The following is a 24,589-nucleotide window of genomic DNA, read 5'->3' as shown; positions in this document are numbered from 1 at the left end:
CCTTAGTTACGTTTTACTTTTGCCAGCGGATGATCTTCCGGGTAGGTCGGAATATGCGGCTTATGGGTGCCGAGCATCACGCACATCAGCGCCTCTTCTTCGCCGTGGTTAAACAAACCGCGGTAGATTCCAGGCGGTACCGAGATCAGATCGCGTTCGCGCAGCACGGTTTCGGTATAGTTGTCGCCGTCCTGAATCATCAGGGTGATCTGCCCTTTGAGCATGAAGAACACCTCTTCTACGTCATCATGCAGGTGCAGCGGGCCTTCACATTTGGACGGCAACACCATGGTGGAGAAGGTGAAGTGCTCGGCCGGAACGGTGTTGGTATCACTGGCGACGCCGGTGGCGCCGGTGCCGATGTAGCGCATCTGCGCGCGGCGATATTTCGGATCGAAATCGGCCTGGAATTTCAGCGCATTCCAGTCGTATTTACGGCCTTCAAAGCGCGCGATACGCGACTCCACCCACTCTTCCATCGTCATATGGTCAGGTTTCAAACTCTGTTTTGCAGTTACGGTTGAATCAGTCATCGTTTTATCCTCAGTAACGTCTCAGCAGCGGCAGTAACAGGGCGCAGCCCACCGCCGCCATCACCGCCAGAAAAATCAGCCCGGAATCCATGCTATGGGTGAAGGCGATAAGCGCGCCCATCACCGCCGGCGATAAGGCCCCGGCAAAGTTTCCCAGCCCGTTGAAAATCCCGCCCGCCGTGGCGCTGACCCGTGGATGGGTCGCTTTAGCCAGCAGCGCGAAAATGTTTGGCGCGCCGGTGCCCCACATAAAGGTGCTAAAGCTCATCGCCGCGATCACCGGCAACGGCGCGCTAAAATGCATCACCGCCGCCAGCCCGATTCCGGCGCCCGCCAGGGAAATAAAGCAGGCGGCGGCGCGCTTATCGACGCGGTCAGAGAGCCAGGCGCCAATGATTTCGCCTAGCAGCATGGCGATAAACGGCATCGACGACAGCCAGCCGGCGTGTTCCAGATGAATGCCTTTGCCTTTAATCAGGTAGCCCGGCAGCCAGCCGTTGATCCCCCACAGATAGGCGAGAAAGGCGATGTTGAAAATGCAGATCATCCAGAAATGCGGACTCACGAAGAGCTCGCGACGCGCGCTGCGGCGCGCTTCCTGCGACGTTTTATCGCTGCCGACTTTCGCCTCCAGCTGCACGCCGCGCAGCCCGATGCGCACAAAAATCAGCACCGGTACCGTCAGCATCGCCATCACGAAAAAGGTGCTCTGCCAGCCGAAGGTATTGAGTAGCCAAATTGACAGCGGGAAACCCAGCGCCGCGCCAACCGGCGTGCCGAGCAGCCACAGCATGGTGGCGCGCGCCTGTAGCCGCTGCGGGAAGGTGTGGCGCACCACGGCGAACGCCAGCGGGAACAGCGGCCCTTCAGCGATGCCCAACAGGATGCGCAGCGTCACCATCAGCGCGTAGTTGTGGGTGAAGCCCATGATCACCATCAGGATGCACCACACCACCATCATTCCAGTTAGCAAGCGCAGCGGCGCAATCCGGTCGCCAAGGCCGCTTAATAACACTGACGAGAAGCCGTAGCTCAGCAAAAAGGCGCTCATCAGAATACCCAGCCGGGTGGTATCGAAATCGATCCCCATCGCCTGCTGGAAGTGGCTATCGGAAAACAGCGCGGCGATACTGATTTTGTCGAAAAACGCCAGCAGTACGCAGGCCAGCAGCGACAGCGGAATGGCCCAACGCACCGCTTTTTCAGGCATGCGGACGCCCTCGCCGCTCGCCTCAGCAGGCGCGGCGTTAGTCTCTAATGTGGTCATTTCTCCCCCTTAAGGGTTCGCGTTAATTATCGCAATGACATCAGCGAGAAAGTCGGGTCAGCGAGCGGGACGTCAGAGAGATCCCTCCCCGCCGCCATCCAGCGCTTCGCCAGCTTCACGGTACGTGCATTATTGAAGGCCACCAGCTGCGTTAAACGTCCATCGGCGTTCAGCGAGAAGTAGAGCGCGCCCTGTGGCTCGTCACGCACGATGGTGCGGCTGCCCGCCTGCGGGATCCCAAGGATCTGGATATTGCGATCGTATTGATCTGACCACAGCCACGGCGCCTCGTCGTAGCCGCTGGCCTGCGGATCGAGCATCGCTTTCGCCGTCGCGATCGCCTGATTTTGCGCAAAGGCCCACGACTGAATGCACAGGCCGTACTGATGGTGCTGGGCGACATCGCCGGCGGCGAAAATCGCCGGATCGCTGCTGCGCCCTTGGGCATCGACGACAATTCCGCGCTCGACAGTGAGCCCGGCATCGCGCGCCAGTTCGAGATTCAGATCGACGCCGATCCCCACCACCACCGCGTCGAAGGTTTCCCGCTGGCCGTCGCAGTGCAGCGTCGGCAGGCCGTTATCATCTTCCAGCTCCAGCGCGCCGCAGCCGCGGCGAATATCAACGCCCTGCCCGCGATGCAACTCATCCAGCGCCTGCGAGACCTCCATACTGACCGAGCGCATGCACAGCGCCGGCTGCTGTTCATAAAGGGTCACGGCTACGCCGCTTTTGCGCGCCGAGGCGGCGATTTCGAGGCCAATCCAGCCGCCGCCGACGATCGCCAGCCGCGTTGCCGATGCCAGCCGCTGCTTCAGACGCTGCGCGTCCTGCCAGTGGCGCAGGGTATAGACCTGCGGATGCTGCGCCCAGGCCTCGGACGGCAGCCGCGCGCGGCCGCCGGTGGCGATCAGCAGTTGGTCGTACGCCAGCGTTTCGCCGTTGCTCAGCGCCAGGGTTTTATTTTGCCGGTCAATCGATTCCGCGCGCAGCGGTCGGTACCAGCGCAGATCCAGCGCCTGCTGCGCCTCGGCGCTGAATAACCGCGGCAGCGCCGGTTCGGCCTCCAGCAATGCCGCTTTCGACAGCGGCGGGCGCTCGTAAAAATCCCATTGCTCTTCGGCAACCACGCAAATCTCGCCGCTAAACCCTTCATCACGCAGCGTTTTCGCCGCCCAGCCGCCAGCCTGGCCGCCGCCGATAATGACTATCCGCGCCGTCATACCGCCTCCGGTTTTTTCTGCTGGCGACGGGTATCGTGATCGATACCGCCTTCCACCGCCCATTCGGTAAAGGACACGAGTGAATGCTCAAGTTCGCGCGGCTGCCAGTTTTCCGTCAGATAGTCATCGTTGGTGTAGTACTCAAAAGCGCCGCCGGTCGGGCTGTTGACATACCAGAAGTAGGCCGAGGAGACCGGATGGCGGCCGGGGCCGATAAACGTGCTCCAGGCGTTTTTATTCATCGCAATACCGCCGCCGATCACTTCGTGAATATCACGTACGGTAAACGCGACGTGGTTAAGTCCACGTTTGCGGTTGGGCAACTGCAATAAGAAGAGGTTATGGTGGCCGCCGCGTACGCCGCAGCGCAGGAACACCGCGCGATTGATATAGCGGTCTGAAACCTGGAAGCCGAGCACTTCGCGATAGAAACTTTCCACCGCCGCCAGTTCTTCCACGAAGAACACCACGTGGCCGACGTTAATCGGCTGCGCGCGGTCGTACACCGGGCTCGGGGTGTCGATGCGACGCACATCGCCCCACTGGTTGATCGGTTCAACGTTCAGTTCAACCGCCGTTTGCTGGCTAACCTGCACCCGCAGCGTCATACCGTTAGGGTCGCGGCACTCCAGCGCGCCGTCGATTTCACGGAAGCCGGGCTGGCGTTCCAGCTTCGGGCGCAGCGCATCCAGCGCCGCCCGATCCGCCACGCCCCAGGTCATGCGACGCAGAGTGTTGCCCGCCTCAAAGGCTGGCGGGAGATCGGCGGCATCGGTCGGGTTAAGTTCGACCCGCGCGCCGCTGAGGGTGGTAAACGCGCGGCCGCTGGCGTCGCCGGTCAGGCCAAAATCGCGCATAAATTTGGCGCTGTGGTTCAGGTCGTCTACGCCAAATTCCAGCTTTTCAATTCCGGTAATACTCATTATTCGTCGCCTCTTTACCGTTCAGTCGCCCGAATTTGGGCGTAAAACATGCCCGACGCAATCAAGCGCCTGCTGTTAAGTTGTTGATTTAACTTGCCTGTGACAAATATCCGAGGAAGCCGGAAATTTTGTCCGCCGCCATACTGACCTCGTTCTGTAACCGCTCGCGATCGCTTTGCGGGATCTCGTCCGACGGCACCAGAATGCTGACGACCGCCGCCACCCGCCCGCTGCGGTCAAAGACCGGATAGACAATCGATGAGATACCGTGGCGGTAGAACGATTCGCCAATCACGTAGCCGCGAGCTTTATCCTGCTGCACCATCTGCCACAGCGCTTCGCGGTCGTACAGCTGGCCCGGCGTATTGCCCGGCAGACGTGCATCCGGGAACAATTGTTCAAACTCGCTACGGGAAACATCGGTCAGCAGCATACGGCCAAGCGAGGTGCAGTGCACCGGTAGCCGCGTTCCGACGCTGACCTGGTTGATACGTGAACCGGCTGCGCTGACGCGGGCAATGTAGATGATGTCGCGGCCATCGCGGATCGCCAGATGGCTGCTGCACTGGCTGATATCGCGCAGTTGCTCGATGACCGGCTGACCCACCTGAGCGACATCCAGTGAGGCGATATATTCAAAGCCCAGACGCAGTACGTTCATGCCCAGCGAAAAGGTATTGGTGCGGGCATTGCGCTCGAGAAAGCCCATATATTCCAGCGTCTGCACCACGCGATAGGCGGTCGCTTTCGGCATATCCACCAGCCGATGCAGCTCGGCAAAGGTCAGATCGCGATGCTGTTCGCCAAACGCCAGCAGCAGTTGTAAACCGCGCTCCAGACCCGGTACCAGGTACTTCACTTCCTGATCGTTCGCCATACCGCCTCACTTGTTAGTTAAAGACAAAACCGCCGTTGACCGGGATCAGCTGGCCGGTGATAAAGCGCGAAAGATCGCTCAGCAGCCAGACCACGCTGCCGGTGACATCTTCCGGCTGCTGCGCGCCGCTGAGCGCGCGGCCGTTCTCATACAGCTGATGACGCTCGGCGGGAACGTATTCCGTGGCCTCAACGCGGGTCAGTCCCGGCGCGATGGCGTTGATACGGATCCGCTTTTCACCCAACTCGCGGGCCATGGAGCGGGTCATCGCAATCACCGCGCCCTTACTGGCGACATAGGCCATCAGCCGCGGCGCGCCCCACAGCGCGGTATCCGAAGCGACGTTGACGATCGCCGACCCTTCGCGCAGCAGCGGTACCGCCTCGCGGGTCACCAGCCAGGTGCCTTTGACATTGACCGTCATCACCCGATCCCACAGGTCCGGATCGTAATCGATCATATTTTTACCGCCGACGCCGGTGGCCATCGCCGCGTTATTGACTAAGCCATCGATAGGCCCCTGCGCGCCGATGGCGCTGAAGACCTGCTCGATCGACGCTTGACTGGCAAGATCGATGGCGTGGGATTCGATCTGATAGCCCTTCTGCTGCAGGCGATGAGCGCTTTCCGCCAGCTCCCCCTGCAGGATGTCGCACATCACCACCGTCGCGCCCTGCGCGGCGCAGGATTCGGCAAAGTGGTAACCGAGGCCGCGCGCCGCGCCGGTGACGACAATACGTTTACCGTTCAGCAGGCCGTTCATCAGGCGGCACCCTGCTGCGCTTCGCGAAGCGCTAACTGCTCTTTCGCCGCTTTCTGCATCATGCGGCGCAGGCGGGACAAACCGACGTCATGTTGATAGAGATATTCATGATCGCGGGCGTTCGGCGCCAGGCTTTCCAGCACCACGCGATCCTGTTCCAGTACTTCCCAGTGCAGTTTTTCCAGACGGTTGCGGTACATAAAGCGCCACAGATCGCGCTGCCAGCCCTGAACGCCGCGGATGCGCCAGAAGAAGACGCGGCAGTTGTCGTTATCTTCCGGAACCACCATGCCGACGATCCAGAAGTGGCCGCCCGGCCCGAAACGCTTTTTGTACGGAATAGACAGGCGCATCCAGTAGGCGCCGCTGTTGCCCAATTCAACCCAGTCAAAGTTGACGCCGCTCTGCCCTTTTTTCTCGAAGATAAAGCCGGTTTTCGTCGGCTGCAGCACCATATCGGCTTTGCGATCGCCTTCCGCCATCGAGTGCGATGACGAGTGCAGATAGGTACCGTGCATCGGGTCCATCACGTTTTCCAGCGCGTACTGGTAGTTGCATTTCCACGCCGCGGTGCACAGGAAGTTACTGTATTTTTCGTGATCGGCCAGTTCCTCCGGGAAGCTCAGTTCATCAGGCTGCTGGTCGGCGGTGACGCCGAACCACAGGAAGATTGCCCCGTGCGCTTCCTGCACGTTGTAGCTGCGCACGCACTGCTGGCCGACCAGCGGGCAGCGGTCAACCGCCGGGACGTCTTTGACTTCGCCGTTGCCGGCGACTTCCACGCCGTGATACCAGCAGGCGATACGATCGCCTAAGTTCCAGCCCATTGACAGGCGCGCGCCGCGATGCGGGCAGCGGTCTTCCAGCGCCTGCACCTGGCCGTCTTTATTTCTCCAGACCACGATCTGCTCGCCGAGACGGGTAATGCCTACCGGCGCAGACTGCACTTCCCAGCTCGCCAGCACCGGATACCACAGGCCGCGCAATCCTTTATCAAGATAGTTTTGTACCGTTGTCGTCATCGCTGTGTCCTCAGTAGCCGTTAACCTGTAAAAATGCCTGGAAGCTGCTTTCGCTCCACGGTTCGCCCTGCTGGTCATGCATCCTGACGCCATTGAGGCCGCTCACCAGTTCACCGAGACTTTCCGCGCCCTGCTCGAACAGCGTTTCCAGGGTGGCGATAAGTTGCAGTTCCCAGTTTTCCGGCACCCGGCTGCGGGTTTGCCAAATCAGATTGTGATAGTCGCCAGGCTTATGGATATTGCCGTTTCCGCCTTCCGCCGGTGGCGTAAACTGGCGGCTTTCCGGTAGCGCCGGGTTGAAGTCCAGGGATTCGCTCATGCCACGTTCTCCTCGATAAAGGTAATCTGGATCTGATTGTCGTATACCCGCACCGGGTAACGATTAAGGTTGCGACCGCCGGGGCCATGCAGGCACTGGCCGGTTTTGACGTCGAATACCGCCTCATGCAGCGGGCATTCCACCTTGCCATCTTCGACAAAGCCCTGGCTCAGGAGCGCATAGGCATGAGGGCAAACGTCTTCCAGCGCGTAATATTCGCCATCAATCAGATAAATACCGATTTCCTTACCGTCGATATTGCCGCTATATGGAAAATCTTCCTGTACTTGCTCCGCGTCACATACGCCTATCCAGCTCATCGCAATCCTCCAGGCTTTTGTTTCATATATGAAACTCTGTTTCTTATTTAATACGGTCAATATAAAAGCGGTGAATGTTTCGTCAAGCGTTAATGTGACAAACTTGTTAATGAATGACTTTTAAATTAGCTAAGTGTGCAATTGATCACGAAAAACTGCATTCAGATGAAATGATGATATTTAAAGTGGTGATCCATTATAAATAAAAATGCCGATTTAAATTTCACACGCGACTATTGACTTCCTTTGCAGACGATCATTAAAAATGTGCAACGGCGGAAGCCATGGTGTTTCACCCATGAAACAATAATTTATTTAATCTTTTAAAAACAACGAGTTTCACTGGTGAATCATTTTACTTATGTAACTATTTCTGGCGTTAAAAAAATAATAACCGGCAATCATTAAATTAAGCGTGGAGACAACAAATGGCGGCAAGATGGCAAGGGGTAATAGCATTACTTTTGTTAATAATTATTTCCTACGTCGATCGGGTAAATATCTCGGTGATGATCCTTAACCCGGAATTTGCGGCCCACTTTCAATTAAATGAAAACAGAATGTTACAAGGCATGCTAATGACATGCTTTCTTCTGGGTTATGGATTTTCGGCATTATTATTAACCCCAGTTATAGAAAGTAAATGGCATTACCGCCAGGGACTCTTAAGCAGCATTGCTATATGGGCGCTGGTTTGCGCAGTATCACCGCTGCTGGGCTCGCTCTTCGGGATGTTAATCGCGCGCATTGTTCTTGGCGTGGCGGAGGGACCGCTATTCTCACTGAAGACACGTTTTATCAACGACAACTTCGCCGCCGATGAAATAGGTAAACCGAATGCGGTGACCGCCCTCGGCGTATCGCTTGGGCTGGCGGTAGGCTTCCCGCTAGTCACCTGGTTGATGGCGCATGTTGGCTGGATCGGCTCCTTCTACGCGCTGGCGCTGCTTAACCTCCTGCTCGGCGGCGGATTAATCTGGCGGTTTCTCCCCGCGCCAAAAGTGACCGCACAGCGCGCGAAGCCGGGCTTCAGTCAGACTTTTGCCCTCGCCTGGCGTACGCCGCTGCTTGGCTGGATCCTACTGGTGGAAATCGCCACGCTCAGCTATCTATGGGGAAGTAGCGCCTGGCTGCCCGCCTGGCTACGCGACGAGCACCACTTCTCGCTGCAGGCCACCGGCCTGCTGGCGGCAGTACCCTTTTTGTTAAGCCTGGGCTCAAAGTTTGTTGGCGGCGTGCTCCTCGACAAAATGCGCCCGGAGCAGGCGCCGCTGCTGTTTATTATCGGCGGCCTACTCACCGCCGGTTCCGTGCTGGCGCTGATGCTCAGCCAGCAGCCGGCGATGCTGGCGCTGTTTATGCTGGCGGCGAACGTTTTCTGGGGATTACAGGGGGCGGCGATCCCGGCGGTGGTGCAGCATCACGCCCCGCGCGAAGCGGTGGGCAGCGCCTATGGGATCATTAACGGCATTGGCAATATCTGCGCGGCGTTTATTCCGCTGCTGATGGGAGTGGTGATGAAATCGGTGGGATCGGTAAGTTCAGGTTTTTCCGTTCTGGTGGCATCACAGCTGATCACGCTGTGCGCCGGCGGCGTACTGCTGCTGCGCATGCGTCGCGCAGCAGCAGTAAACGCTTAGCCTTTCTTCGCTGCCTGAATGTATAGCATCTCCAGCGCCAGAGTCGCCGCCGCCAGGGCGGTGATTTCAGACTGGTCATAAGCCGGGGCGACTTCAACCACGTCCATTCCGACGATGTTCAGATCTTTCAGGCCGCGCACCAGTTTGATCGCACGGTCAGAGGTCAACCCACCGATCACCGGCGTACCGGTACCTGGCGCAAAAGCCGGATCCAGACAGTCGATATCGAAGGTCAGGTACACCGGCATATCACCGACGATCTGCTTCACCTGAGCGATGATGTCATCGACGCTGCGGTCGTTAACCTGGCCCGCATCAAGCACGGTAAAGCCGTTATCTTTATCGAATTCGGTACGAATACCGATCTGCACGGAGTGGTTCGGATCGATAAGCCCTTCGTTCGGCGCGGTGTAGAACATGGTGCCGTGGTCGAATTCACAGCCGTTGGCGTAGGTATCGGTGTGAGCATCGAAGTGTACCAGCGCCATTTTACCGAAATGCTTGGCATGGGCGCGCAGCAACGGCAGGGTGACGAAATGGTCGCCGCCGAAGGAGAGCATGCGTTTACCGGCCGCCAGCAGTTTCTCCGCGTGCGCCTGCAGTTTCTCGCTCATTTCGCGAGCGTCGCCGAAGGCGTAGACCAGATCGCCGCAGTCCACGACGTTCAGGCGTTCACGCATGTCGAAGTTCCATGGGAAACGGTTGTGCTCCCAGGCGAGGTTGGTTGACACCTGACGGATCGCCGCCGGGCCATGACGGCCGCCCGCGCGCCCGGAGGTCGCCATATCAAACGGCACGCCGGTGATGACCCAATCCGCATCGCTTTCATACGGCATAAAGTTCATCGGCAGACGCAGGAAACCAAAAGCGTTGGATACCAGGGAGTTATCGTATTGATGACCTAAAGTGCTCATGGGTATGACCTCTTTTCACAGTCGTGGAACGTAAAAAATAAGTATAAAAAAACCCCTCCGCGTCGTTAGGCCCGACGAGGAAGGGTTTGAATTAGGTTACTGCTTATAAGGACAAATTATCGCCTGAAAACCGCCCGGCGGCAAGCGGGACGTTTATTTTTGACAAGGCGCCGGGGCGAAACCGTTCGCCGGGAAGGCCTGAGCCGAACACGGTGGAAGCGGCGCCGGCTTTTCTCCGCGTAAGGCGAAGGCGGCAAAGCCAATGATCCCGGCGTTACGCGTATCCCCCTGAGCGGAATGGGCGGCATAAGATTGCACAACATCAGAAAACTCAAACGCCGCTACGGTACGGTTATTTTTACGGAATCCTTTGATCGCCAGCGAGCCGCCGGCACGGATAATATAACCATTATTCTGGAGCGAACCGGCCTTACCGCTCAGGACATCGAGACCATCCACGGTAGCAACAATTTCGTAATCCACGCGATGGCTATAATTACGAACATATAATTGATATTGTGTGCCAACGCGGGCCACAACAGCGTATTGCCATTTTCCGGTAGAATTATTATAGCTGCGAGTAATAGGGAGAGAGTTAAAATTAGCATCGCGTACCGCATATTCCAGATCGCTAATTCGAATGCTATACAGCTGGTCGAAACCGGTATGATATTGACCGGAATAATTAATCAATACGATTTCGTCAGGATGGGAATCCTGGCGTTCTGCGGACACGCCTTTAACCGTTGAGTGAACGTCGCTGCCCCAGCGGGTGGCGACATCGGTGGTAGACGCCGCACGGTCATGGTACACAGCCTGGCTCGAACAACCGCCTAATAATAATAAACCGATAATAAGACCGTACCGCGATATACTTTTCATATTCTGTCCCTGTTCCACTAAGTATTAATTCCTCGCGGCAGTGTACAGGCTATTATCGCTTTAAAAAGCATCCACTATGTTTTTTCAGATTTCATTTATAAAAAAGGGTCGGTTTATTAACATAAACCGACCCACCAGCGGATTAGTCTTAATTACTCATCTTCAAGATAAGTATATCCGTACAACCCCGCTTCGAACTCTTCAAGGAACTGCTGCTGCAGCTCGGCGTCGAGACCGGTATTTTTCACCTGATCGCGGAACTGGGTCAGCAACGTATTCGGATCCAGCTGAACATACTGCAGCATATCCGCCACCGTATCACCCTCATCGGAGAGCTCAACCTCAACGCTACCGTCCGGGAAGACGAAAACATCTACCGCTTCGGTATCGCCGAACAGGTTGTGCATGTTGCCGAGGATCTCCTGATAAGCCCCAACCATAAAGAAGCCCAGCATTGGCGGGTTCTCCGGGTCGTATTCCGGCATCGGCATGGTGGTGGCGATCCCGTCGCCGTCAACATAGTGATCGATGGCGCCATCGGAGTCGCAGGTAATATCCAGCAGCACCGCGCGGCGTTCCGGCGACTTGTTCAGCCCTTCCAGCGGCATCACCGGGAACAGCTGATCGATACCCCAGGCATCCGGCATCGACTGGAACAGCGAGAAGTTGACGTAGATTTTATCCGCCATACGTTCCTGCAGCTCATCGATGATCGGACGATGGGCGCGGTTGCTCGGATCGAGCTGTTTTTGTACTTCATGGCACATGTTCAGATACAGCTGTTCCGCCCACGCGCGCTCCTGCAGGTTGAAGGTGCCGGAGGAGTAGCCGATGTGGATATCGTGCAGATCCATCTGACTGTCGTGCAGCCATTCGCGTAGCGAGCGGCGGTTGCCGGTTTCGTGCATCTCCAGCCAGGTTTCCCACATGCTCTGCAGCGGACGCGCGGCGTCTTCCGCCGGCGGGGTCGCCTCGGTGTATTCGTTGCGCTCGACGCCGATAATGTTGGAAACCAGTACGGTGTGGTGCGCGGTCACCGCGCGGCCGGACTCTGTAATCACCGTCGGGTGCGGCAGGCCGTTCTCTTCGCAGGCGTCGCCGATCGCCCAGATGATATTGTTGGCGTACTCATTCAGGCCGTAGTTCACCGAACAGTCGGACTGCGAGCGGGTCCCTTCGTAATCGACACCCAGACCGCCGCCGACATCGAAGCACTGAATATTAACGCCCAGCTTATGCAGCTCGACGTAGAAACGCGCCGATTCGCGCACGCCGGTGGCGATATCGCGAATGTTGGCCATCTGCGAGCCGAGGTGGAAGTGCAGCAGTTGCAGGCTCTCAAGATGGCCTGCCTCGCGCAGAATTTCGACCAGTTGCAGCACCTGCGTCGCCGCGAGGCCGAATTTAGATTTCTCGCCGCCGGAGGACTGCCATTTACCGGAACCCTGCGAGGCCAGACGCGCACGCACGCCAAGGCGCGGCACCACGTTCAGACGGGCGGCCTCTTCCAGCACGATGGCGATTTCCGACATCTTCTCGATGACCAGATAGACCTTATGGCCCATCTTCTCGCCCACCAGCGCCAGACGGATGTATTCACGATCTTTATAACCGTTACAGACGATCACGCTACGGGTCATCCCCGCGTGCGCCAGCACCGCCATCAGCTCAGCCTTCGAACCAGCCTCCAGCCCCAGCGGTTCGCCGGAGTGGATCAAGGATTCAATCACGCGACGGTGCTGGTTGACCTTGATCGGGTAGACAAGGAAATAGTCGCCGTTATAACCGTAGGATTCACGCGCGCGCTTGAAGGCGGCGTTAATCGAGCGCAGACGATGTTGCAGGATCTGCGGGAAGCAGAACAGCGCCGGTAGGCGTTGTCCCTGGGCTTCGCGCGCTTTGACCAGCTCGGCCAGGTCGACGCGCGCTTCCGGGACGTCAGGATCCGGGCAAACGCTGATATGGCCCAGTTCGTTAACGTCGTAATAGTTATTACCCCACCAGGCAATATTGTAGGTACGTAGCATTTTGCTGGCTTCCTGGGAGCTCATCGCAACCTCCTGCATGGAACGTAGTACACCGTGTTCGCCTGCTGACGAAAGCGAACCCAAAGACATGTCGTCAGACATAGCGAACCTCAACTTGTAATATTAACTACTATCGCAGTCGACAGACGCGATAACAACCCATGAACAGCCTTTAATCCCAGCAGATAGTGCTGGCACTGCAGCTGCGCGACCGGTTTCTTATTCATATATAGTAAAACACGTACCCGAAGCTGGTATGACAGCCCGGAGAAACCACGAGAAAACCCTTGCTCACGCAAGAGCGCCCTTGTTCAGTTTTCAAAAAGCCTGGAGGCCCTGGAATCCTGAGAAGCGCCGAGATGGGTAGAACATCGGCAGGTTTGCACGAAAGAGATGCAGATTGCGGGATAGAATTGCGCGACAGAACGACGCGGCGAATCAGGCGAAAAACGTTGGTTCATTATCTGGTATCACCTCCACACTGCCCCGAAAAAGGCCAGCGACAAGCCAAAGCTATACATATCGAACAGCTGGCGAAACCGCCGCTGTGTAACAGAGTGCTTAACCCGGCTGGAAGTGGCGTCACGAGATGGGCTTCGTGCGCTTTTTTAATGAGCCGCGCGCGGCGTTTTATACCGAGAAGCGGGGTAAAATGCAAAATAAAAATACGCGTCTTGCCGGAGTTGTCAGGAAAAATTTCCACCACGCTTTTTCCATTAATGCGGGCGATGTCAAAAAAATGTGGAAATGCGATGAAGTTCTGACCTAAAATAGCCATCCAGAAGTTAATCCATCTATACTGATTAACACTCAGACTGCTCGTGTCACTACCTGCAAGCCTTGGTAGGGTCATCTATCAAAGCCTCTCTACACAACAGTATGAGCTACACGAATACTCACAGGTAAAATAAAACATGGCAAAACACCTCTTTACGTCCGAGTCTGTATCAGAAGGGCATCCAGACAAAATTGCTGACCAAATCTCCGATGCCGTGCTGGACGCGATCCTCGAACAGGATCCGAAAGCGCGCGTAGCCTGCGAAACCTATGTCAAAACCGGCATGGTTCTGGTTGGCGGTGAAATCACCACCAGCGCATGGGTTGATATCGAAGAGATCACCCGTAACACGGTGCGTGAAATTGGCTACGTGCATTCCGATATGGGCTTTGACGCCAACTCTTGCGCGGTCCTGAGCGCCATTGGTAAGCAGTCCCCGGATATCAACCAGGGCGTTGACCGCGCCGACCCGCTGGAACAGGGCGCGGGCGACCAGGGCCTGATGTTTGGCTATGCCACTAACGAAACTGACGTGCTGATGCCGGCGCCGGTGACTTACGCGCACCGTCTGGTACAGCGCCAGGCTGAAGTCCGCAAAAACGGCACCCTGCCGTGGCTGCGTCCGGACGCGAAAAGCCAGGTCACTTTCCAGTATGACGACGGCAAAATCGTCGGCATCGATGCGGTTGTGCTTTCCACTCAGCACGCTGAAGATATCGATCAGAAATCCCTGCAGGAAGCAGTGATGGAAGAGATCATCAAGCCGATTCTGCCGACCGAATGGCTGAACGCTTCCACCAAGTTCTTCATCAACCCGACCGGACGTTTCGTCATCGGCGGCCCGATGGGCGACTGCGGTCTGACCGGTCGTAAGATCATCGTTGATACCTACGGCGGCATGGCTCGTCACGGCGGCGGTGCGTTCTCCGGTAAAGATCCATCTAAAGTTGACCGTTCCGCAGCCTACGCGGCGCGCTATGTGGCGAAAAACATCGTTGCCGCAGGTCTTGCCGATCGTTGTGAGATTCAGGTTTCCTACGCCATCGGCGTCGCTGAACCGACTTCAATCATGGTCGAAACCTTCGGCACCGAAAAAGTGCCTTCTGAACAGCTGACCCTGCTGGTACGCGAGTTCTTCGACCTGCGTCCGTACGGCCTGATTCAGATGCTGGATCTGCTGCACCCGATCTACAAAGAGACCGCCGCTTACGGTCACTTTGGTCGCGAACATTTCCCATGGGAAAAAACCGACAAAGCAGCCCTGCTGCGCGAAGCGGCTGGCCTGAAATAAGCCACCCCGCTTGACTGCTTAAGGCCAGCCCCGCGCTGGCCTTTTTGTTGCCCTGAATCTCTCCCCCGACGTTTGACCGTCTTTGATCCATTTCCTTTCCCCACTTGATGAAAGCGATTACATATCTGCCGCAAGGGCGGGATCGTTCTAGCTACCCGCAGGCGCGAACTCTTTTCACAATGTTACATAACATGTCAAAAATCGCCGTTTCAGCCCATTCTTATTGGCGATATTTGCCTTTTATATCTATGATTTGAATATGTTTTTACTGATTACATATCTTTACCTTAGTGTAACCGATTACACAGTCGTGATTGTAATCACGTTTTTTTGTCCTGCACTCCCCTACTCTAAGCATCGACAGAATCAATAACTCAACTGGAGGGCGTTATGCCTGACAACAAAAAACAAGGGCGTTCAAACAAGACGATGACGTTCTTTGTCTGTTTCCTCGCCGCGCTGGCCGGCTTACTGTTCGGCCTTGATATCGGCGTTATTGCCGGCGCCTTACCGTTCATTGCCAATGAATTCCAAATCAGCGCGCATACCCAGGAGTGGGTGGTCAGCTCCATGATGTTCGGCGCCGCCGTCGGCGCAGTGGGCAGCGGCTGGCTCTCTTTCAAACTTGGGCGTAAAAAAAGCCTGATGATCGGCGCGATCCTGTTCGTGGCCGGTTCGCTATTTTCCGCCGCCGCGCCGAACGTCGAAATCCTGCTGATCTCCCGCGTCCTGCTGGGGCTGGCGGTTGGTGTCGCCTCTTACACCGCGCCGCTGTACTTATCGGAAATCGCGCCGGAGAAAATCCGCGGTAGTATGATTTCGATGTACCAGTTGATGATTACCATCGGTATTCTCGGCGCCTACCTCTCTGACACCGCCTTCAGCTACAGTGGCGCGTGGCGCTGGATGCTCGGCGTGATTATCATCCCGGCAATCCTGCTGCTGATCGGCGTAATCTTCCTGCCGGATAGCCCGCGCTGGTTTGCCGCTAAACGCCGTTTCGTCGATGCCGAACGCGTCCTGCTGCGCCTGCGCGATACCAGCGCCGAAGCCAAACGCGAGCTCGATGAAATCCGCGAAAGCTTGAAAGTCAAACAGTCCGGCTGGGCGCTGTTCAAAGAGAACAGCAACTTCCGCCGCGCGGTGTTCCTTGGCGTCCTGCTGCAGATCATGCAACAGTTCACCGGGATGAACGTCATCATGTACTATGCGCCGAAGATTTTTGAACTGGCGGGCTATGCCAATACCACTGAGCAAATGTGGGGCACAGTGATCGTCGGCCTGACCAACGTACTGGCCACCTTTATCGCTATCGGCCTGGTCGACCGCTGGGGCCGTAAACCGACGCTGATCCTCGGCTTTATCGTGATGGCCGCCGGTATGGGCGTACTGGGCAGCATGATGCATATCGGTATTCACTCTGCTACCGCGCAGTACTTTGCAGTACTGATGCTGCTGATGTTTATCGTCGGCTTCGCGATGAGCGCCGGCCCGCTGATTTGGGTACTGTGTTCGGAAATCCAGCCGCTGAAAGGCCGCGATTTCGGTATCACCTGCTCCACCGCGACCAACTGGATTGCCAATATGATCGTCGGCGCCACCTTCCTGACCATGCTGAACTCTCTCGGCAGCGCCAACACCTTCTGGGTCTACGGCGGTCTGAACGTGCTGTTTATCCTGCTGACTATCTGGCTGATTCCGGAAACCAAAAACGTCTCGCTGGAACATATTGAACGCAACCTGATGCAGGGACGTCCGCTGCGCGAAATCGGCGCTCGCGATTAATCTCCTCTGTGCTTCCTCCCCTTCGGGAGGAAGCTTCTTCTTGCTCTCCCCCGCGCGGCGCACTATCCTCTGGCGCTATGAAAACACCCCGAATTCCCATCGCTATCCAGCAGGCCGTCATGCGTAGCCTGCGGGAGCATCTCGCCACCGCCAATCTCAAGCTGGAACGCCGCTATGCGGAACCGACGCTGGTTTATCAGCAGCGCGGCACCTCCGCAGGCACCGCGTGGCTGGAGAAAAACGAGATCCGCCTCAATCCAGTACTATTGCTGGAAAACCAGCAGGCGTTTATCGATGAAGTGGTACCGCACGAACTGGCGCATCTGCTGGTGTGGAAACACTTTGGCCGCGTCGCGCCGCACGGTAAAGAGTGGAAATGGATGATGGAGGCCGTGCTGGGCGTCCCCGCCCGCCGCACCCACCGCTTTGAGCTCGATTCGGTACGCCAGAACACCTTCCCCTATCGCTGCCAGTGCCAGCAGCATCAGCTCACCGTTCGTCGTCATAACCGCGTGGTGCGCGGTGAAGCCACCTACCGCTGCGTTCGCTGCGGCGATCTGCTGGTGGCGGAAAAGTAACCACCGGAATTAATTAGAAACTTTCTGATCTGACTGATTGCATCTGACACCCTCATTCGCTACGTTGCGGGCTCGTTTTGACACGGAGTTTACGATGTCCCGTATGTATGTTTTTGCCGTCGCGTTGTTCAGCGTGGCAGCCAGCGGCCCGCTTGCGGCAGCTGGTATTCATAGTTTTTCCCAGGCGAAAGCCGCTGGCGTAAAAGTGAATGCCGACGTCCCCGGCGACTTTTATTGCGGTTGTAAAATCGACTGGCAGGGTAAAAAAGGCGTTATCGATCTGGAATCTTGCGGCTACAAAGTGCGTAAAAACGAGAACCGCGCCAGCCGGGTCGAATGGGAACACGTGGTTCCGGCGTGGCAGTTCGGCCACCAGCGCCAGTGCTGGCAGGATGGTGGACGTAAAAACTGCGCCAAAGATCCGGAATATCGCAAGATGGAAAGCGATATGCATAACCTGCAGCCTGCGGTCGGCGAGGTCAATGGCGATCGCGGCAACTTTATGTACAGCCAGTGGAACGGCGGCGATGGACAGTATGGTCAATGCGCCATGAAGGTGGATTTCAAAGATAAAGTCGCCGAACCGCCGGTACGCGCCCGCGGCTCGATCGCCCGCACCTACTTCTATATGCGCGACCGCTATCAGCTGACTCTTTCCCGCCAGCAAACCCAGCTGTTTACCGCCTGGGATAAGCAGTATCCGGTGACCTCCTGGGAGTGCGAACGCGATGAGCGAATCGCCAAAGTTCAGGGCAACCATAATCCTTACGTCCAGCAGGCTTGCCAGGCGCAAAAGAGCTAACCTACACTAGCGGCAATTGTTAATTTGCAGCCGCCGTCTTCCCCGCCCAGGGGAAGGCGCTATCTGCGCGAAGAACGGAATATCAAGCATGCGCATTCCTCGCATCCACCACCCGGAACGCATTACCCCCGGCAGCCACATCGCCCTCAGCGAAGACGCAGCCAACCACGTTGGCCGCGTCCTGCGCATGAGCAAAGGCCAGGAAATACAGCTGTTTGACGGCAGCAATCAGGTTTTTGACGCGGTCATCACCGAAGCGGGCAAGAAAAACGTCATGGTTGAGGTTATCCGCGGCCAGCTCGACGATCGTGAATCTCCGCTGCACATCCATCTCGGCCAGGTGATGTCACGCGGCGAAAAAATGGAATTCACCATCCAGAAATCGATCGAACTTGGCGTAAGCCTCATAACGCCACTGTTTTCCGAGCGCTGCGGCGTTAAACTGGATGCCGAACGCTTGCAGAAGAAGATTCAGCAGTGGCAGAAAATCGCCATTGCCGCCTGCGAACAGAGCGGCCGTAACGTCGTGCCGGAAATACGCCCGGCGATGCAGCTGGAAGCCTGGTGCGCCGAGGAAGAAAACGGCCTCAAGCTCAACCTGCACCCGCGCGCCAGCGCCAGTATCAATACGCTGCCGCTGCCGGTTGAACGTGTTCGCCTGCTGATTGGCCCGGAAGGCGGCCTGTCGGCGGAAGAGATAGCGATGACCGCTCGCTACCAGTTTACTGATATCCTGTTGGGACCGCGCGTTCTGCGTACTGAGACTACCGCGCTCACCGCCATCACCGCGCTGCAGGTGCGTTTTGGCGATCTGGGCTAAAATCTGGCGCAACAATCCGCAAACACGACAGCGCTAATGGAGAGAACAATGATCAAGCTCGGCATCGTGATGGACCCTATCGCATCCATCAACATTAAAAAAGACACCAGCTTCGCGATGTTGCTGGAAGCGCAGCGTCGCGGCTATGAACTCCATTATATGGAGATGAACGACCTGTACCTCATCAACGGCGAATCCCGCGCCCGTACGCGCACGCTGAGCGTCGAGCAGAATTACGACAAATGGTACGCGTTCACCGGCGAACAGGATCTGCCGCTTGCGGATCTCGACGTCATCCTGATGCGTAAAGACCCGCCGTTCGATACCGAGTTTATCTACGCCACCTACATTCTCGAACGCGCGGAAGAGAAAGGCACGCTTATCGTCAACAAGCCGCAGAGCCTGCGCGACTGTAACGAAAAGCTGTTCACCGCCTGGTTCTCCGAGCTAACTCCGGAAACGCTGGTCACCCGTAATAAAGCCCAGTTGAAAGCGTTCTGGGAAAAACACGGCGATATCATTCTCAAACCGCTGGACGGCATGGGCGGCGCTTCAATATTCCGCGTGAAAGCAGGCGATCCGAACCTCGGCGTCATTTCCGAAACCCTGACCGAACTGGGTAGCCGCTACTGCATGGCGCAGAATTATCTGCCGGCCATCAAAGACGGCGACAAACGTGTGCTGGTGGTAGACGGCGAGCCGGTGCCATACTGCCTCGCACGCATCCCGCAGGGCGGTGAAACGCGCGGCAACCTGGCCGCTGGCGGCCGTGGCGAAGCGCGTCCGCTGACCGAAAGCGACTGGGAAATCGCCCGCCGCGTCGGCCCGACGCTAAAAGCCAAAGGCCTTATTTTCGTCGGCCTGGATATCATCGGCGATCGCCTGACCGAAATTAACGTCACCAGCCCGACCTGCGTGCGCGAAATCGAAGCCGCTTTCCCGGACGTGTCGATTACCGGCATGCTGATGGACGCTATCGAAAAACGTATCAACAAATAAGCACTGGGAAGGGCAAACGCCCGCCCGTCAGGCGCCTCTCTGGCGCCTGTAAAACAAAGTGCATCGACACGTTTCTACTTTACCCGCATACTGGGTGTTGTTTTTTTAAACCAGGAACAGAACCTCTGACAATGAATTTACAGCATCACTTTCTGATTGCCATGCCTGCGCTACAGGACCCTCTTTTCCGTCGCTCCGTCGTCTATATCTGCGAGTACAACGACGATGGCGCCATGGGCATTATCATCAATAAGCCGCTGGAAAATTTGCAGGTGGAAGGGATCCTGGAAAAACTGAAAATCGCGCCGGTGGCGCGCAACCCGGAAATTCGCCTGGATAAACCGGTGATGGTCGGCGGCCCGCTGGCGGAGGATCGCGGTTTTATCCTGCACACGCCGCCGTCTGATTTTTCCTCCAGCATCCGTATCTCCGACAACACGGTGATCACCACCTCACGCGACGTGCTGGAAACCCTCGGTACCGATAAACAACCGAGCAACGTGCTGGTGGCGTTGGGCTACGCGTCGTGGGAAAAAGGGCAACTGGAGCAGGAAATTCTCGATAACGCCTGGCTTACCGCACCGGCCGATCAGAATATTTTGTTTAAAACGCCGATTGCCGATCGCTGGCGCGAGGCGGCCAAACTTATCGGTATCGATATCGTGACGATGCCTGCCGACGCGGGGCATGCATAATGAGCGGTACCTTTTTGAGTTTTGATTTTGGCACTAAAAGCATTGGCGTCGCCGTTGGGCAGCGCATTACCGGCACGGCGCGTCCGCTCCCGGCGCTGAAGGCGCAGGACGGCAAGCCGGACTGGAACATCATCGAAAAGCTGTTGAAAGAGTGGCAGCCGGAAGCGGTGATTGTCGGTCTGCCGCTGAACATGGACGGCACCGAACAGCCGCTAACCGCGCGCGCACGTAATTTCGCCAATAAAATTCATGGCCGCTTCGGCGTGAAAATCACCCTCCACGACGAGCGTTTAAGCACCGTCGAAGCTCGCGCCGGCCTGTTTGAACACGGTGGTTTTCGCGCGCTCAATAAAGGCAGCGTTGATTCCGCCTCTGCCGTGGTTATCCTCGAAAGCTATTTCGAACAGGGATACTGATCGGTAGCTCTGGGATGAAAGCGAAGCATGGATTCGCTTTTGCGCCGGGTGGCGGCTTCGCCTTACCCGGCCTACAAAACCCCCGCTGGCATCACCCGTAGGCCCGCGCAAGCGTAGCGCCGCCGGGCAATCAGTGACGCAGATGTTCATTCGCCCAGCTTACCGCCTGGGTTCGGTTCTTCACGCTCAGCTTGCGGAACACATTGTACAGATGGGTACGTACGGTGTTTTCGCTGATGAATAACGCGCGTGCGATATCCATATTTGTTGCGCCGCAGCGCAGCTCGTTGAGGATCTCACATTCACGCTCGGTCAACGGTGAGTTCTCCGTCGGCGCCGTGACCTGATCTGCAGAATACAGCGCCGGGTGCATCACGCTCAATTCAGCCGTCTGTTCACCATTCAATACGGCTTTGACGCCCTCAATTAAGCGCGATTGGTCGTCGTCATGACGGAATACGCCATATAACGCAGGCCATTGCGCCATTTCGTACAACTCATACTTTTGCGCGCTATTGATAATCAACAAACGCGGATTATCTGCCTGTACGCGAATAATATCTCGCCACACGCTATTCAATTTCTTATTGGAAACAGCAATATCAAACAATATTACGGAATCTTTTGCCAGACGTTGAGTTAGCGGTTTGTTGATATTATGCAGAGTTACGTTTACGGATAGCTTCTCAGTCAACCACGCCGCAAATGCATTACTCTGAATGGATGGATGAGTAATGAAAGTCACCTGACGCGAATGCAGTAAATTCTCCGATAAATTAATCACTTGAAACTCTCCTTAGCAGTACCCCGCCATCTTAGCGGTTAAATTAACTGAAAATTAAACGTTCAATAATGTATTTATATTTTCAAATACAGTTTGGTTATTGAAACATCATTTCATGAGAATCTTCCTATTCCCGTAAACAGCATAAATCGAACCCCGCAAAAGTGTCAAAAGGTAATCCTACTTTTTTCCTGGTGAAGCGAGGTAAATGTAAGCCTGCTGTCATAACATTCATTATTTAGGCTTAGGTCGTACCACTTATTTGTATTATAAAAACATTTATCAAAACATTAATTGAACACTGAATTAACAATTTAATGAATACCAACTTGGTTTCATCTCTACGAGGGCAATAACTCACCTGCCGCTGCACGTTGTTGAAAACTCTGCGCAAAGGTTTGCATTCCTGCCTGCTGACCGGTTTGCATCACGCCGGGTAGCTGATGCGTTTTCCCTTCGCGGATCAAATTTGCCACCGCTGGCGTGTTCACTAAAAGTTCGTATAGCGCAACCCGACTGCCGGAAGCATTTGGCAACAATTTTTGCGCCGCCACAGCGCATAAGCTCCCTGCCAGCTGGCTGCGAACCGGCTCTTTTTCTTCCGCCGGAAACACATCCACCAGCCGCTCGATGGCCTGCGCCGCGCTGCGGGTATGCAGCGTCGCCAGCACCAGGTGCCCGGTTTCGGCTGCGGTCAGCGCCAGGCGGATAGTTTCGCTATCGCGCAGCTCGCCTAATAAGATGACGTCCGGGTCCTGACGCAGCGCTACGCGTAGCGCCGCCGCGAAGGAGGAGCAATGGCGGCCGATTTCGCGCTGCTGGATCAGGCAGTTCCTGCTGGCGTGAATAAACTCCACGGGATCCTCAAGGGTTAAAATATGACCATGGCGATGTTGATTGAGGTAGTCCACCATCGCCGCCAGGGTGGTCGACTTGCCGCTACCGGTAGCGCCGGTAACCAGGATCAAACCACTCTCTTCATTTAGCAATTCGCTAAGCGCGGCGGGCGCGCCCAAATCCCCCAACTGCGGGCATCGCTGCGGCAAAAGACGCAGCGCCAACGACAAGCCGCGCGCGTGGGCAAAAGCGCTGGCACGCAGCCGCGGCCCATCTGAAAGGGCCAGGGCAAAGTCCACCTGGCCATCAGCACGCCACTGCGCCAACTGTGGGTCGTTAAGCCAGCGAGTGAGGATTTCCTCAACATCCGGCGAAGTAAACGGTGCAGGCTCAAGCTTTCCCAAACGACGCCAGCGCGGCGGATACGCGCTGCACAGGTGTAGATCGGAGACGTTATGCTTTACACTAAGGGCCACGATTTCTTCCAGCTCCATAACTGATCCTCGGAATATGAACGATATTGCGCATAACCTGGCACAGGTCCGGGATAAAATCTCAGGCGCCGCCGCCCGCTGCGGCCGCGCTTCAGAAGAAGTTACGTTGCTTGCAGTGAGTAAAACCAAACCTGCGAGCGCTATCGAAGAAGCAATGACCGCAGGACAGCGGGCATTCGGCGAAAACTACGTCCAGGAAGGGGTGGATAAAATCCGCTATTTCCAGCAGGCGGGCGCCAGCGGTCTGCAGTGGCACTTCATCGGCCCGCTGCAGTCCAACAAAAGCCGGCTGGTGGCCGAACATTTTGACTGGTGCCACACCGTCGACCGGTTGAAAATCGCCACCCGCCTGAGCGAGCAACGTCCGGCGGATTTACCGCCGCTGAACGTGCTGATTCAAATCAACATCAGCGATGAACAGAGTAAATCCGGGATCCCGCTGGCGGAGCTTGACGCTTTAGCCGCCGGTGTCGCCGCCTTACCGAACCTCCAGCTTCGCGGGTTAATGGCCATTCCGGCGCCGGAGTCAGAGTATGAAAGGCAGTTTGCCGTCGCCCAACAAATGGCGGTAGCATTCGCGCAACTGAAAACGCTCTACCCTTCGGTTGATACGCTCTCTCTGGGCATGTCGGATGACATGGAAGCCGCTATCGCGGCGGGAAGCACTATGGTGCGCATCGGGACCGCAATCTTCGGCGCGCGCGACTACAGCAAAAAATAAGGAATCTGAGGAACGCCATGAAGACGTTGACCTTCCTGCTCTCAACGGTCATTGAGCTCTACACAATGGTCATGTTGTTACGCGTCTGGATGCAGTGGGCGCGCTGCGACTTTTACAATCCGTTTTCACAGTTCGTCGTGAAAGCGACCCAGCCAATCGTCGGGCCGCTGCGCCGGATTATCCCGGCAATGGGGCCGCTGGATAGCGCCTCCCTGCTGGTCGCCTTCGTGCTCTGCGTTATCAAGGCGATCGTGCTGTTTATGGTGGTCACCTTCCAGCCGATTATCTGGATTGCCGCGGTGCTGATCCTGCTGAAAACCATCGGTTCGCTGATTTTCTGGGTGCTGCTATTGATGGCGATCATGAGCTGGGTAAGCCAGGGCCGCAGCCCGGTGGAATACGTGCTGATGCAGTTGGCCGACCCGCTGCTGCGCCCGATCCGCAACCTGCTGCCATCCATGGGCGGCATCGACTTTTCGCCGATGGTGCTGGTCCTGCTGCTGTACGTGATTAACATGGGTATCGCCGAGCTGCTGCAAGCTACTGGCAATGTCCTGCTTCCGGGGCTGTGGATGGCGCTATGAGTGCCGTTGAAGTCTGCGCTGACGGGCTGGTGCTCAGGCTGTATATTCAGCCAAAGGCCAGCCGCGACAGCCTTGTTGGTCTGCATGGCGACGAGCTCAAAGTCGCCATCACCGCCCCACCCATCGACGGCCAGGCAAATGCCCATCTGGTAAAATATCTCGCTAAACAGTTCCGCGTCGCGAAAAGCCAGGTGCTTATCGAAAAAGGCGAACTGGGCCGTCATAAACAGATAAAAATCATTCACCCGCAGCAGATCCCGCCCGCCGTCGCGGCGCTGGCTGACTAAACAGGATT

General features: G+C 56.5%; 28 protein-coding genes. 12 read left to right on the top strand and 16 right to left on the bottom strand.

The window, feature by feature from the left end; translation table 11 throughout:
- Positions 1-2: 2 nt before the first annotated feature.
- The 9 genes from ABLV17_RS04360 to ABLV17_RS04320 form a co-directional block, all read right to left on the bottom strand.
- Entirely contained in the window at positions 3-533 is a 531-nt protein-coding gene (locus ABLV17_RS04360) for a cupin domain-containing protein (RefSeq protein WP_004174433.1), read from the bottom strand.
- Between the two features lie 10 nt (positions 534-543).
- Positions 544-1,800: an MFS transporter gene (locus ABLV17_RS04355; RefSeq protein ID WP_308958128.1), complete on the bottom strand. Its 1,257-nt coding sequence runs from the start codon at positions 1,798-1,800 to the stop codon at positions 544-546.
- Between the two features lie 26 nt (positions 1,801-1,826).
- The gene (locus ABLV17_RS04350) at positions 1,827-3,023 is read right to left on the bottom strand and encodes an FAD-dependent oxidoreductase (RefSeq protein WP_015703445.1); all 1,197 of its coding nucleotides are present in this window, start codon (positions 3,021-3,023) and stop codon (positions 1,827-1,829) included.
- Complete coding sequence (locus ABLV17_RS04345) at positions 3,020-3,946, bottom strand: VOC family protein (RefSeq protein ID WP_015369749.1); 927 nt, start codon at positions 3,944-3,946, stop codon at positions 3,020-3,022. Before ABLV17_RS04345 ends, ABLV17_RS04350 begins: the two co-directional genes overlap by 4 nt.
- An 88-nt stretch (positions 3,947-4,034) precedes the next feature.
- Positions 4,035-4,823 carry an IclR family transcriptional regulator gene (locus ABLV17_RS04340; protein WP_113373038.1) on the bottom strand — a complete coding sequence of 263 codons (789 nt, stop codon included), beginning with the start codon at positions 4,821-4,823 and terminating at the stop codon, positions 4,035-4,037.
- A 13-nt stretch (positions 4,824-4,836) separates the two neighbouring features.
- Complete coding sequence (locus tag ABLV17_RS04335) at positions 4,837-5,586, bottom strand: SDR family oxidoreductase (protein WP_015703448.1); 750 nt, start codon at positions 5,584-5,586, stop codon at positions 4,837-4,839.
- Entirely contained in the window at positions 5,586-6,608 is a 1,023-nt protein-coding gene (locus ABLV17_RS04330; RefSeq protein WP_032413044.1) for an aromatic ring-hydroxylating dioxygenase subunit alpha, read from the bottom strand. Before ABLV17_RS04330 ends, ABLV17_RS04335 begins: the two co-directional genes overlap by 1 nt.
- 10 nt (positions 6,609-6,618) lie before the next feature.
- Complete coding sequence (locus tag ABLV17_RS04325; protein WP_045379565.1) at positions 6,619-6,927, bottom strand: recombinase-like helix-turn-helix domain-containing protein; 309 nt, start codon at positions 6,925-6,927, stop codon at positions 6,619-6,621.
- A complete protein-coding gene (locus tag ABLV17_RS04320) occupies positions 6,924-7,247 on the bottom strand; it encodes a non-heme iron oxygenase ferredoxin subunit (RefSeq protein WP_004151769.1) in 324 nt (107 codons plus the stop codon). The genes ABLV17_RS04325 and ABLV17_RS04320 overlap by 4 nt, the downstream gene beginning before the upstream one ends.
- A gap of 428 nt (positions 7,248-7,675) precedes the next feature.
- Between ABLV17_RS04320 and ABLV17_RS04315 the strand changes: the two genes are divergently transcribed.
- Complete coding sequence (locus ABLV17_RS04315) at positions 7,676-8,887, top strand: MFS transporter (RefSeq protein ID WP_087859775.1); 1,212 nt, start codon at positions 7,676-7,678, stop codon at positions 8,885-8,887.
- Here the strand turns inward: ABLV17_RS04315 and speB are convergent.
- From speB to ABLV17_RS04290, 5 genes are all read right to left on the bottom strand, one after another.
- Positions 8,884-9,801 carry an agmatinase gene (speB, locus tag ABLV17_RS04310; RefSeq protein ID WP_047080345.1) on the bottom strand — a complete coding sequence of 306 codons (918 nt, stop codon included), beginning with the start codon at positions 9,799-9,801 and terminating at the stop codon, positions 8,884-8,886. The genes ABLV17_RS04315 and speB overlap by 4 nt on opposite strands.
- Positions 9,802-9,954: 153 nt before the next feature.
- On the bottom strand, positions 9,955-10,683 hold the full coding sequence (locus tag ABLV17_RS04305; RefSeq protein WP_308958129.1) for a hypothetical protein: 729 nt from the start codon (positions 10,681-10,683) through the stop codon (positions 9,955-9,957).
- 152 nt (positions 10,684-10,835) lie between these two features.
- Positions 10,836-12,812: a biosynthetic arginine decarboxylase gene (gene speA / locus ABLV17_RS04300; RefSeq protein ID WP_020077953.1), complete on the bottom strand. Its 1,977-nt coding sequence runs from the start codon at positions 12,810-12,812 to the stop codon at positions 10,836-10,838.
- 8 nt (positions 12,813-12,820) lie between these two features.
- Positions 12,821-12,937, bottom strand: a complete 117-nt coding sequence (gene yqgB, locus ABLV17_RS04295) for an acid stress response protein YqgB (RefSeq protein WP_015369741.1) — start codon at positions 12,935-12,937, stop codon at positions 12,821-12,823.
- A gap of 233 nt (positions 12,938-13,170) precedes the next feature.
- Entirely contained in the window at positions 13,171-13,488 is a 318-nt protein-coding gene (locus tag ABLV17_RS04290) for a hypothetical protein (protein WP_143115472.1), read from the bottom strand.
- A gap of 136 nt (positions 13,489-13,624) precedes the next feature.
- Here ABLV17_RS04290 and metK point away from each other — a divergent pair, with 136 nt between their 5' ends.
- The 8 genes from metK to ruvX all read left to right on the top strand — a co-directional run bounded on the left by metK (position 13,625) and on the right by ruvX (position 20,874).
- Complete coding sequence (metK, locus tag ABLV17_RS04285; RefSeq protein WP_004149807.1) at positions 13,625-14,779, top strand: methionine adenosyltransferase; 1,155 nt, start codon at positions 13,625-13,627, stop codon at positions 14,777-14,779.
- A 390-nt stretch (positions 14,780-15,169) separates the two neighbouring features.
- Positions 15,170-16,564, top strand: coding sequence for a sugar porter family MFS transporter (locus ABLV17_RS04280; protein WP_045379571.1), 1,395 nt, complete (start codon positions 15,170-15,172; stop codon positions 16,562-16,564).
- Between the two features lie 77 nt (positions 16,565-16,641).
- A complete protein-coding gene (locus ABLV17_RS04275; protein ID WP_020077952.1) occupies positions 16,642-17,142 on the top strand; it encodes a SprT family zinc-dependent metalloprotease in 501 nt (166 codons plus the stop codon).
- A 94-nt stretch (positions 17,143-17,236) separates the two neighbouring features.
- Positions 17,237-17,944 carry a deoxyribonuclease I gene (gene endA, locus ABLV17_RS04270; protein ID WP_015369737.1) on the top strand — a complete coding sequence of 236 codons (708 nt, stop codon included), beginning with the start codon at positions 17,237-17,239 and terminating at the stop codon, positions 17,942-17,944.
- 88 nt (positions 17,945-18,032) lie between these two features.
- Entirely contained in the window at positions 18,033-18,764 is a 732-nt protein-coding gene (rsmE, locus tag ABLV17_RS04265; protein ID WP_087859778.1) for a 16S rRNA (uracil(1498)-N(3))-methyltransferase, read from the top strand.
- 48 nt (positions 18,765-18,812) lie between these two features.
- Positions 18,813-19,763, top strand: a complete 951-nt coding sequence (gene gshB, locus ABLV17_RS04260; RefSeq protein WP_045392071.1) for a glutathione synthase — start codon at positions 18,813-18,815, stop codon at positions 19,761-19,763.
- A gap of 131 nt (positions 19,764-19,894) precedes the next feature.
- Positions 19,895-20,458 carry a YqgE/AlgH family protein gene (locus tag ABLV17_RS04255; RefSeq protein ID WP_045392076.1) on the top strand — a complete coding sequence of 188 codons (564 nt, stop codon included), beginning with the start codon at positions 19,895-19,897 and terminating at the stop codon, positions 20,456-20,458.
- Positions 20,458-20,874 carry a Holliday junction resolvase RuvX gene (gene ruvX, locus ABLV17_RS04250; RefSeq protein WP_015369733.1) on the top strand — a complete coding sequence of 139 codons (417 nt, stop codon included), beginning with the start codon at positions 20,458-20,460 and terminating at the stop codon, positions 20,872-20,874. Before ABLV17_RS04255 ends, ruvX begins: the two co-directional genes overlap by 1 nt.
- A gap of 130 nt (positions 20,875-21,004) precedes the next feature.
- Here the strand turns inward: ruvX and ABLV17_RS04245 are convergent, their stop codons facing one another.
- Together ABLV17_RS04245 and ABLV17_RS04240 are read right to left on the bottom strand one after the other, a co-directional pair.
- Positions 21,005-21,658 carry a LuxR C-terminal-related transcriptional regulator gene (locus ABLV17_RS04245; RefSeq protein ID WP_087859779.1) on the bottom strand — a complete coding sequence of 218 codons (654 nt, stop codon included), beginning with the start codon at positions 21,656-21,658 and terminating at the stop codon, positions 21,005-21,007.
- A gap of 341 nt (positions 21,659-21,999) precedes the next feature.
- Entirely contained in the window at positions 22,000-22,989 is a 990-nt protein-coding gene (locus ABLV17_RS04240; protein ID WP_348854093.1) for a type IV pilus twitching motility protein PilT, read from the bottom strand.
- A gap of 16 nt (positions 22,990-23,005) precedes the next feature.
- On the opposite strand from ABLV17_RS04240, the gene ABLV17_RS04235 reads away from it, so the two are divergent.
- Genes ABLV17_RS04235 through yggU form a run of 3 tightly spaced genes read left to right on the top strand, consistent with a single transcriptional unit; the run spans position 23,006 to position 24,581 of the window.
- Entirely contained in the window at positions 23,006-23,710 is a 705-nt protein-coding gene (locus tag ABLV17_RS04235; protein WP_032715810.1) for a YggS family pyridoxal phosphate-dependent enzyme, read from the top strand.
- A gap of 17 nt (positions 23,711-23,727) precedes the next feature.
- The gene (locus ABLV17_RS04230) at positions 23,728-24,294 is read left to right on the top strand and encodes a YggT family protein (protein WP_015369729.1); all 567 of its coding nucleotides are present in this window, start codon (positions 23,728-23,730) and stop codon (positions 24,292-24,294) included.
- Positions 24,291-24,581, top strand: coding sequence for a DUF167 family protein YggU (gene yggU, locus ABLV17_RS04225; protein WP_308958903.1), 291 nt, complete (start codon positions 24,291-24,293; stop codon positions 24,579-24,581). Before ABLV17_RS04230 ends, yggU begins: the two co-directional genes overlap by 4 nt.
- The last annotated feature ends 8 nt before the right edge of the window (positions 24,582-24,589 follow it).

Source organism: Klebsiella sp. CN_Kp091 (assembly GCF_040065095.1).
Taxonomy (GTDB): Bacteria; Pseudomonadota; Gammaproteobacteria; order Enterobacterales; family Enterobacteriaceae; genus Klebsiella; species Klebsiella aerogenes.
This window is presented reverse-complemented; position numbering and strand designations above follow the sequence as displayed.

Bases quoted from the DNA above. Each gene is read 5' to 3' on its own strand.
- ABLV17_RS04360 (WP_004174433.1), bottom strand. From the start codon at position 533: ATGACTGATTCAACCGTAACTGCAAAACAGAGTTTGAAACCTGACCAT.
- ABLV17_RS04355 (WP_308958128.1), bottom strand. From the start codon at position 1,800: ATGACCACATTAGAGACTAACGCCGCGCCTGCTGAGGCGAGCGGCGAG.
- ABLV17_RS04350 (WP_015703445.1), bottom strand. From the start codon at position 3,023: ATGACGGCGCGGATAGTCATTATCGGCGGCGGCCAGGCTGGCGGCTGG.
- ABLV17_RS04345 (WP_015369749.1), bottom strand. From the start codon at position 3,946: ATGAGTATTACCGGAATTGAAAAGCTGGAATTTGGCGTAGACGACCTG.
- ABLV17_RS04340 (WP_113373038.1), bottom strand. From the start codon at position 4,823: ATGGCGAACGATCAGGAAGTGAAGTACCTGGTACCGGGTCTGGAGCGC.
- ABLV17_RS04335 (WP_015703448.1), bottom strand. From the start codon at position 5,586: ATGAACGGCCTGCTGAACGGTAAACGTATTGTCGTCACCGGCGCGGCG.
- ABLV17_RS04330 (WP_032413044.1), bottom strand. From the start codon at position 6,608: ATGACGACAACGGTACAAAACTATCTTGATAAAGGATTGCGCGGCCTG.
- ABLV17_RS04325 (WP_045379565.1), bottom strand. From the start codon at position 6,927: ATGAGCGAATCCCTGGACTTCAACCCGGCGCTACCGGAAAGCCGCCAG.
- ABLV17_RS04320 (WP_004151769.1), bottom strand. From the start codon at position 7,247: ATGAGCTGGATAGGCGTATGTGACGCGGAGCAAGTACAGGAAGATTTT.
- ABLV17_RS04315 (WP_087859775.1), top strand. From the start codon at position 7,676: ATGGCGGCAAGATGGCAAGGGGTAATAGCATTACTTTTGTTAATAATT.
- speB (WP_047080345.1), bottom strand. From the start codon at position 9,801: ATGAGCACTTTAGGTCATCAATACGATAACTCCCTGGTATCCAACGCT.
- ABLV17_RS04305 (WP_308958129.1), bottom strand. From the start codon at position 10,683: ATGAAAAGTATATCGCGGTACGGTCTTATTATCGGTTTATTATTATTA.
- speA (WP_020077953.1), bottom strand. From the start codon at position 12,812: ATGTCTGACGACATGTCTTTGGGTTCGCTTTCGTCAGCAGGCGAACAC.
- yqgB (WP_015369741.1), bottom strand. From the start codon at position 12,937: ATGAATAAGAAACCGGTCGCGCAGCTGCAGTGCCAGCACTATCTGCTG.
- ABLV17_RS04290 (WP_143115472.1), bottom strand. From the start codon at position 13,488: ATGGCTATTTTAGGTCAGAACTTCATCGCATTTCCACATTTTTTTGAC.
- metK (WP_004149807.1), top strand. From the start codon at position 13,625: ATGGCAAAACACCTCTTTACGTCCGAGTCTGTATCAGAAGGGCATCCA.
- ABLV17_RS04280 (WP_045379571.1), top strand. From the start codon at position 15,170: ATGCCTGACAACAAAAAACAAGGGCGTTCAAACAAGACGATGACGTTC.
- ABLV17_RS04275 (WP_020077952.1), top strand. From the start codon at position 16,642: ATGAAAACACCCCGAATTCCCATCGCTATCCAGCAGGCCGTCATGCGT.
- endA (WP_015369737.1), top strand. From the start codon at position 17,237: ATGTCCCGTATGTATGTTTTTGCCGTCGCGTTGTTCAGCGTGGCAGCC.
- rsmE (WP_087859778.1), top strand. From the start codon at position 18,033: ATGCGCATTCCTCGCATCCACCACCCGGAACGCATTACCCCCGGCAGC.
- gshB (WP_045392071.1), top strand. From the start codon at position 18,813: ATGATCAAGCTCGGCATCGTGATGGACCCTATCGCATCCATCAACATT.
- ABLV17_RS04255 (WP_045392076.1), top strand. From the start codon at position 19,895: ATGAATTTACAGCATCACTTTCTGATTGCCATGCCTGCGCTACAGGAC.
- ruvX (WP_015369733.1), top strand. From the start codon at position 20,458: ATGAGCGGTACCTTTTTGAGTTTTGATTTTGGCACTAAAAGCATTGGC.
- ABLV17_RS04240 (WP_348854093.1), bottom strand. From the start codon at position 22,989: ATGGAGCTGGAAGAAATCGTGGCCCTTAGTGTAAAGCATAACGTCTCC.
- ABLV17_RS04235 (WP_032715810.1), top strand. From the start codon at position 23,006: ATGAACGATATTGCGCATAACCTGGCACAGGTCCGGGATAAAATCTCA.
- ABLV17_RS04230 (WP_015369729.1), top strand. From the start codon at position 23,728: ATGAAGACGTTGACCTTCCTGCTCTCAACGGTCATTGAGCTCTACACA.
- yggU (WP_308958903.1), top strand. From the start codon at position 24,291: ATGAGTGCCGTTGAAGTCTGCGCTGACGGGCTGGTGCTCAGGCTGTAT.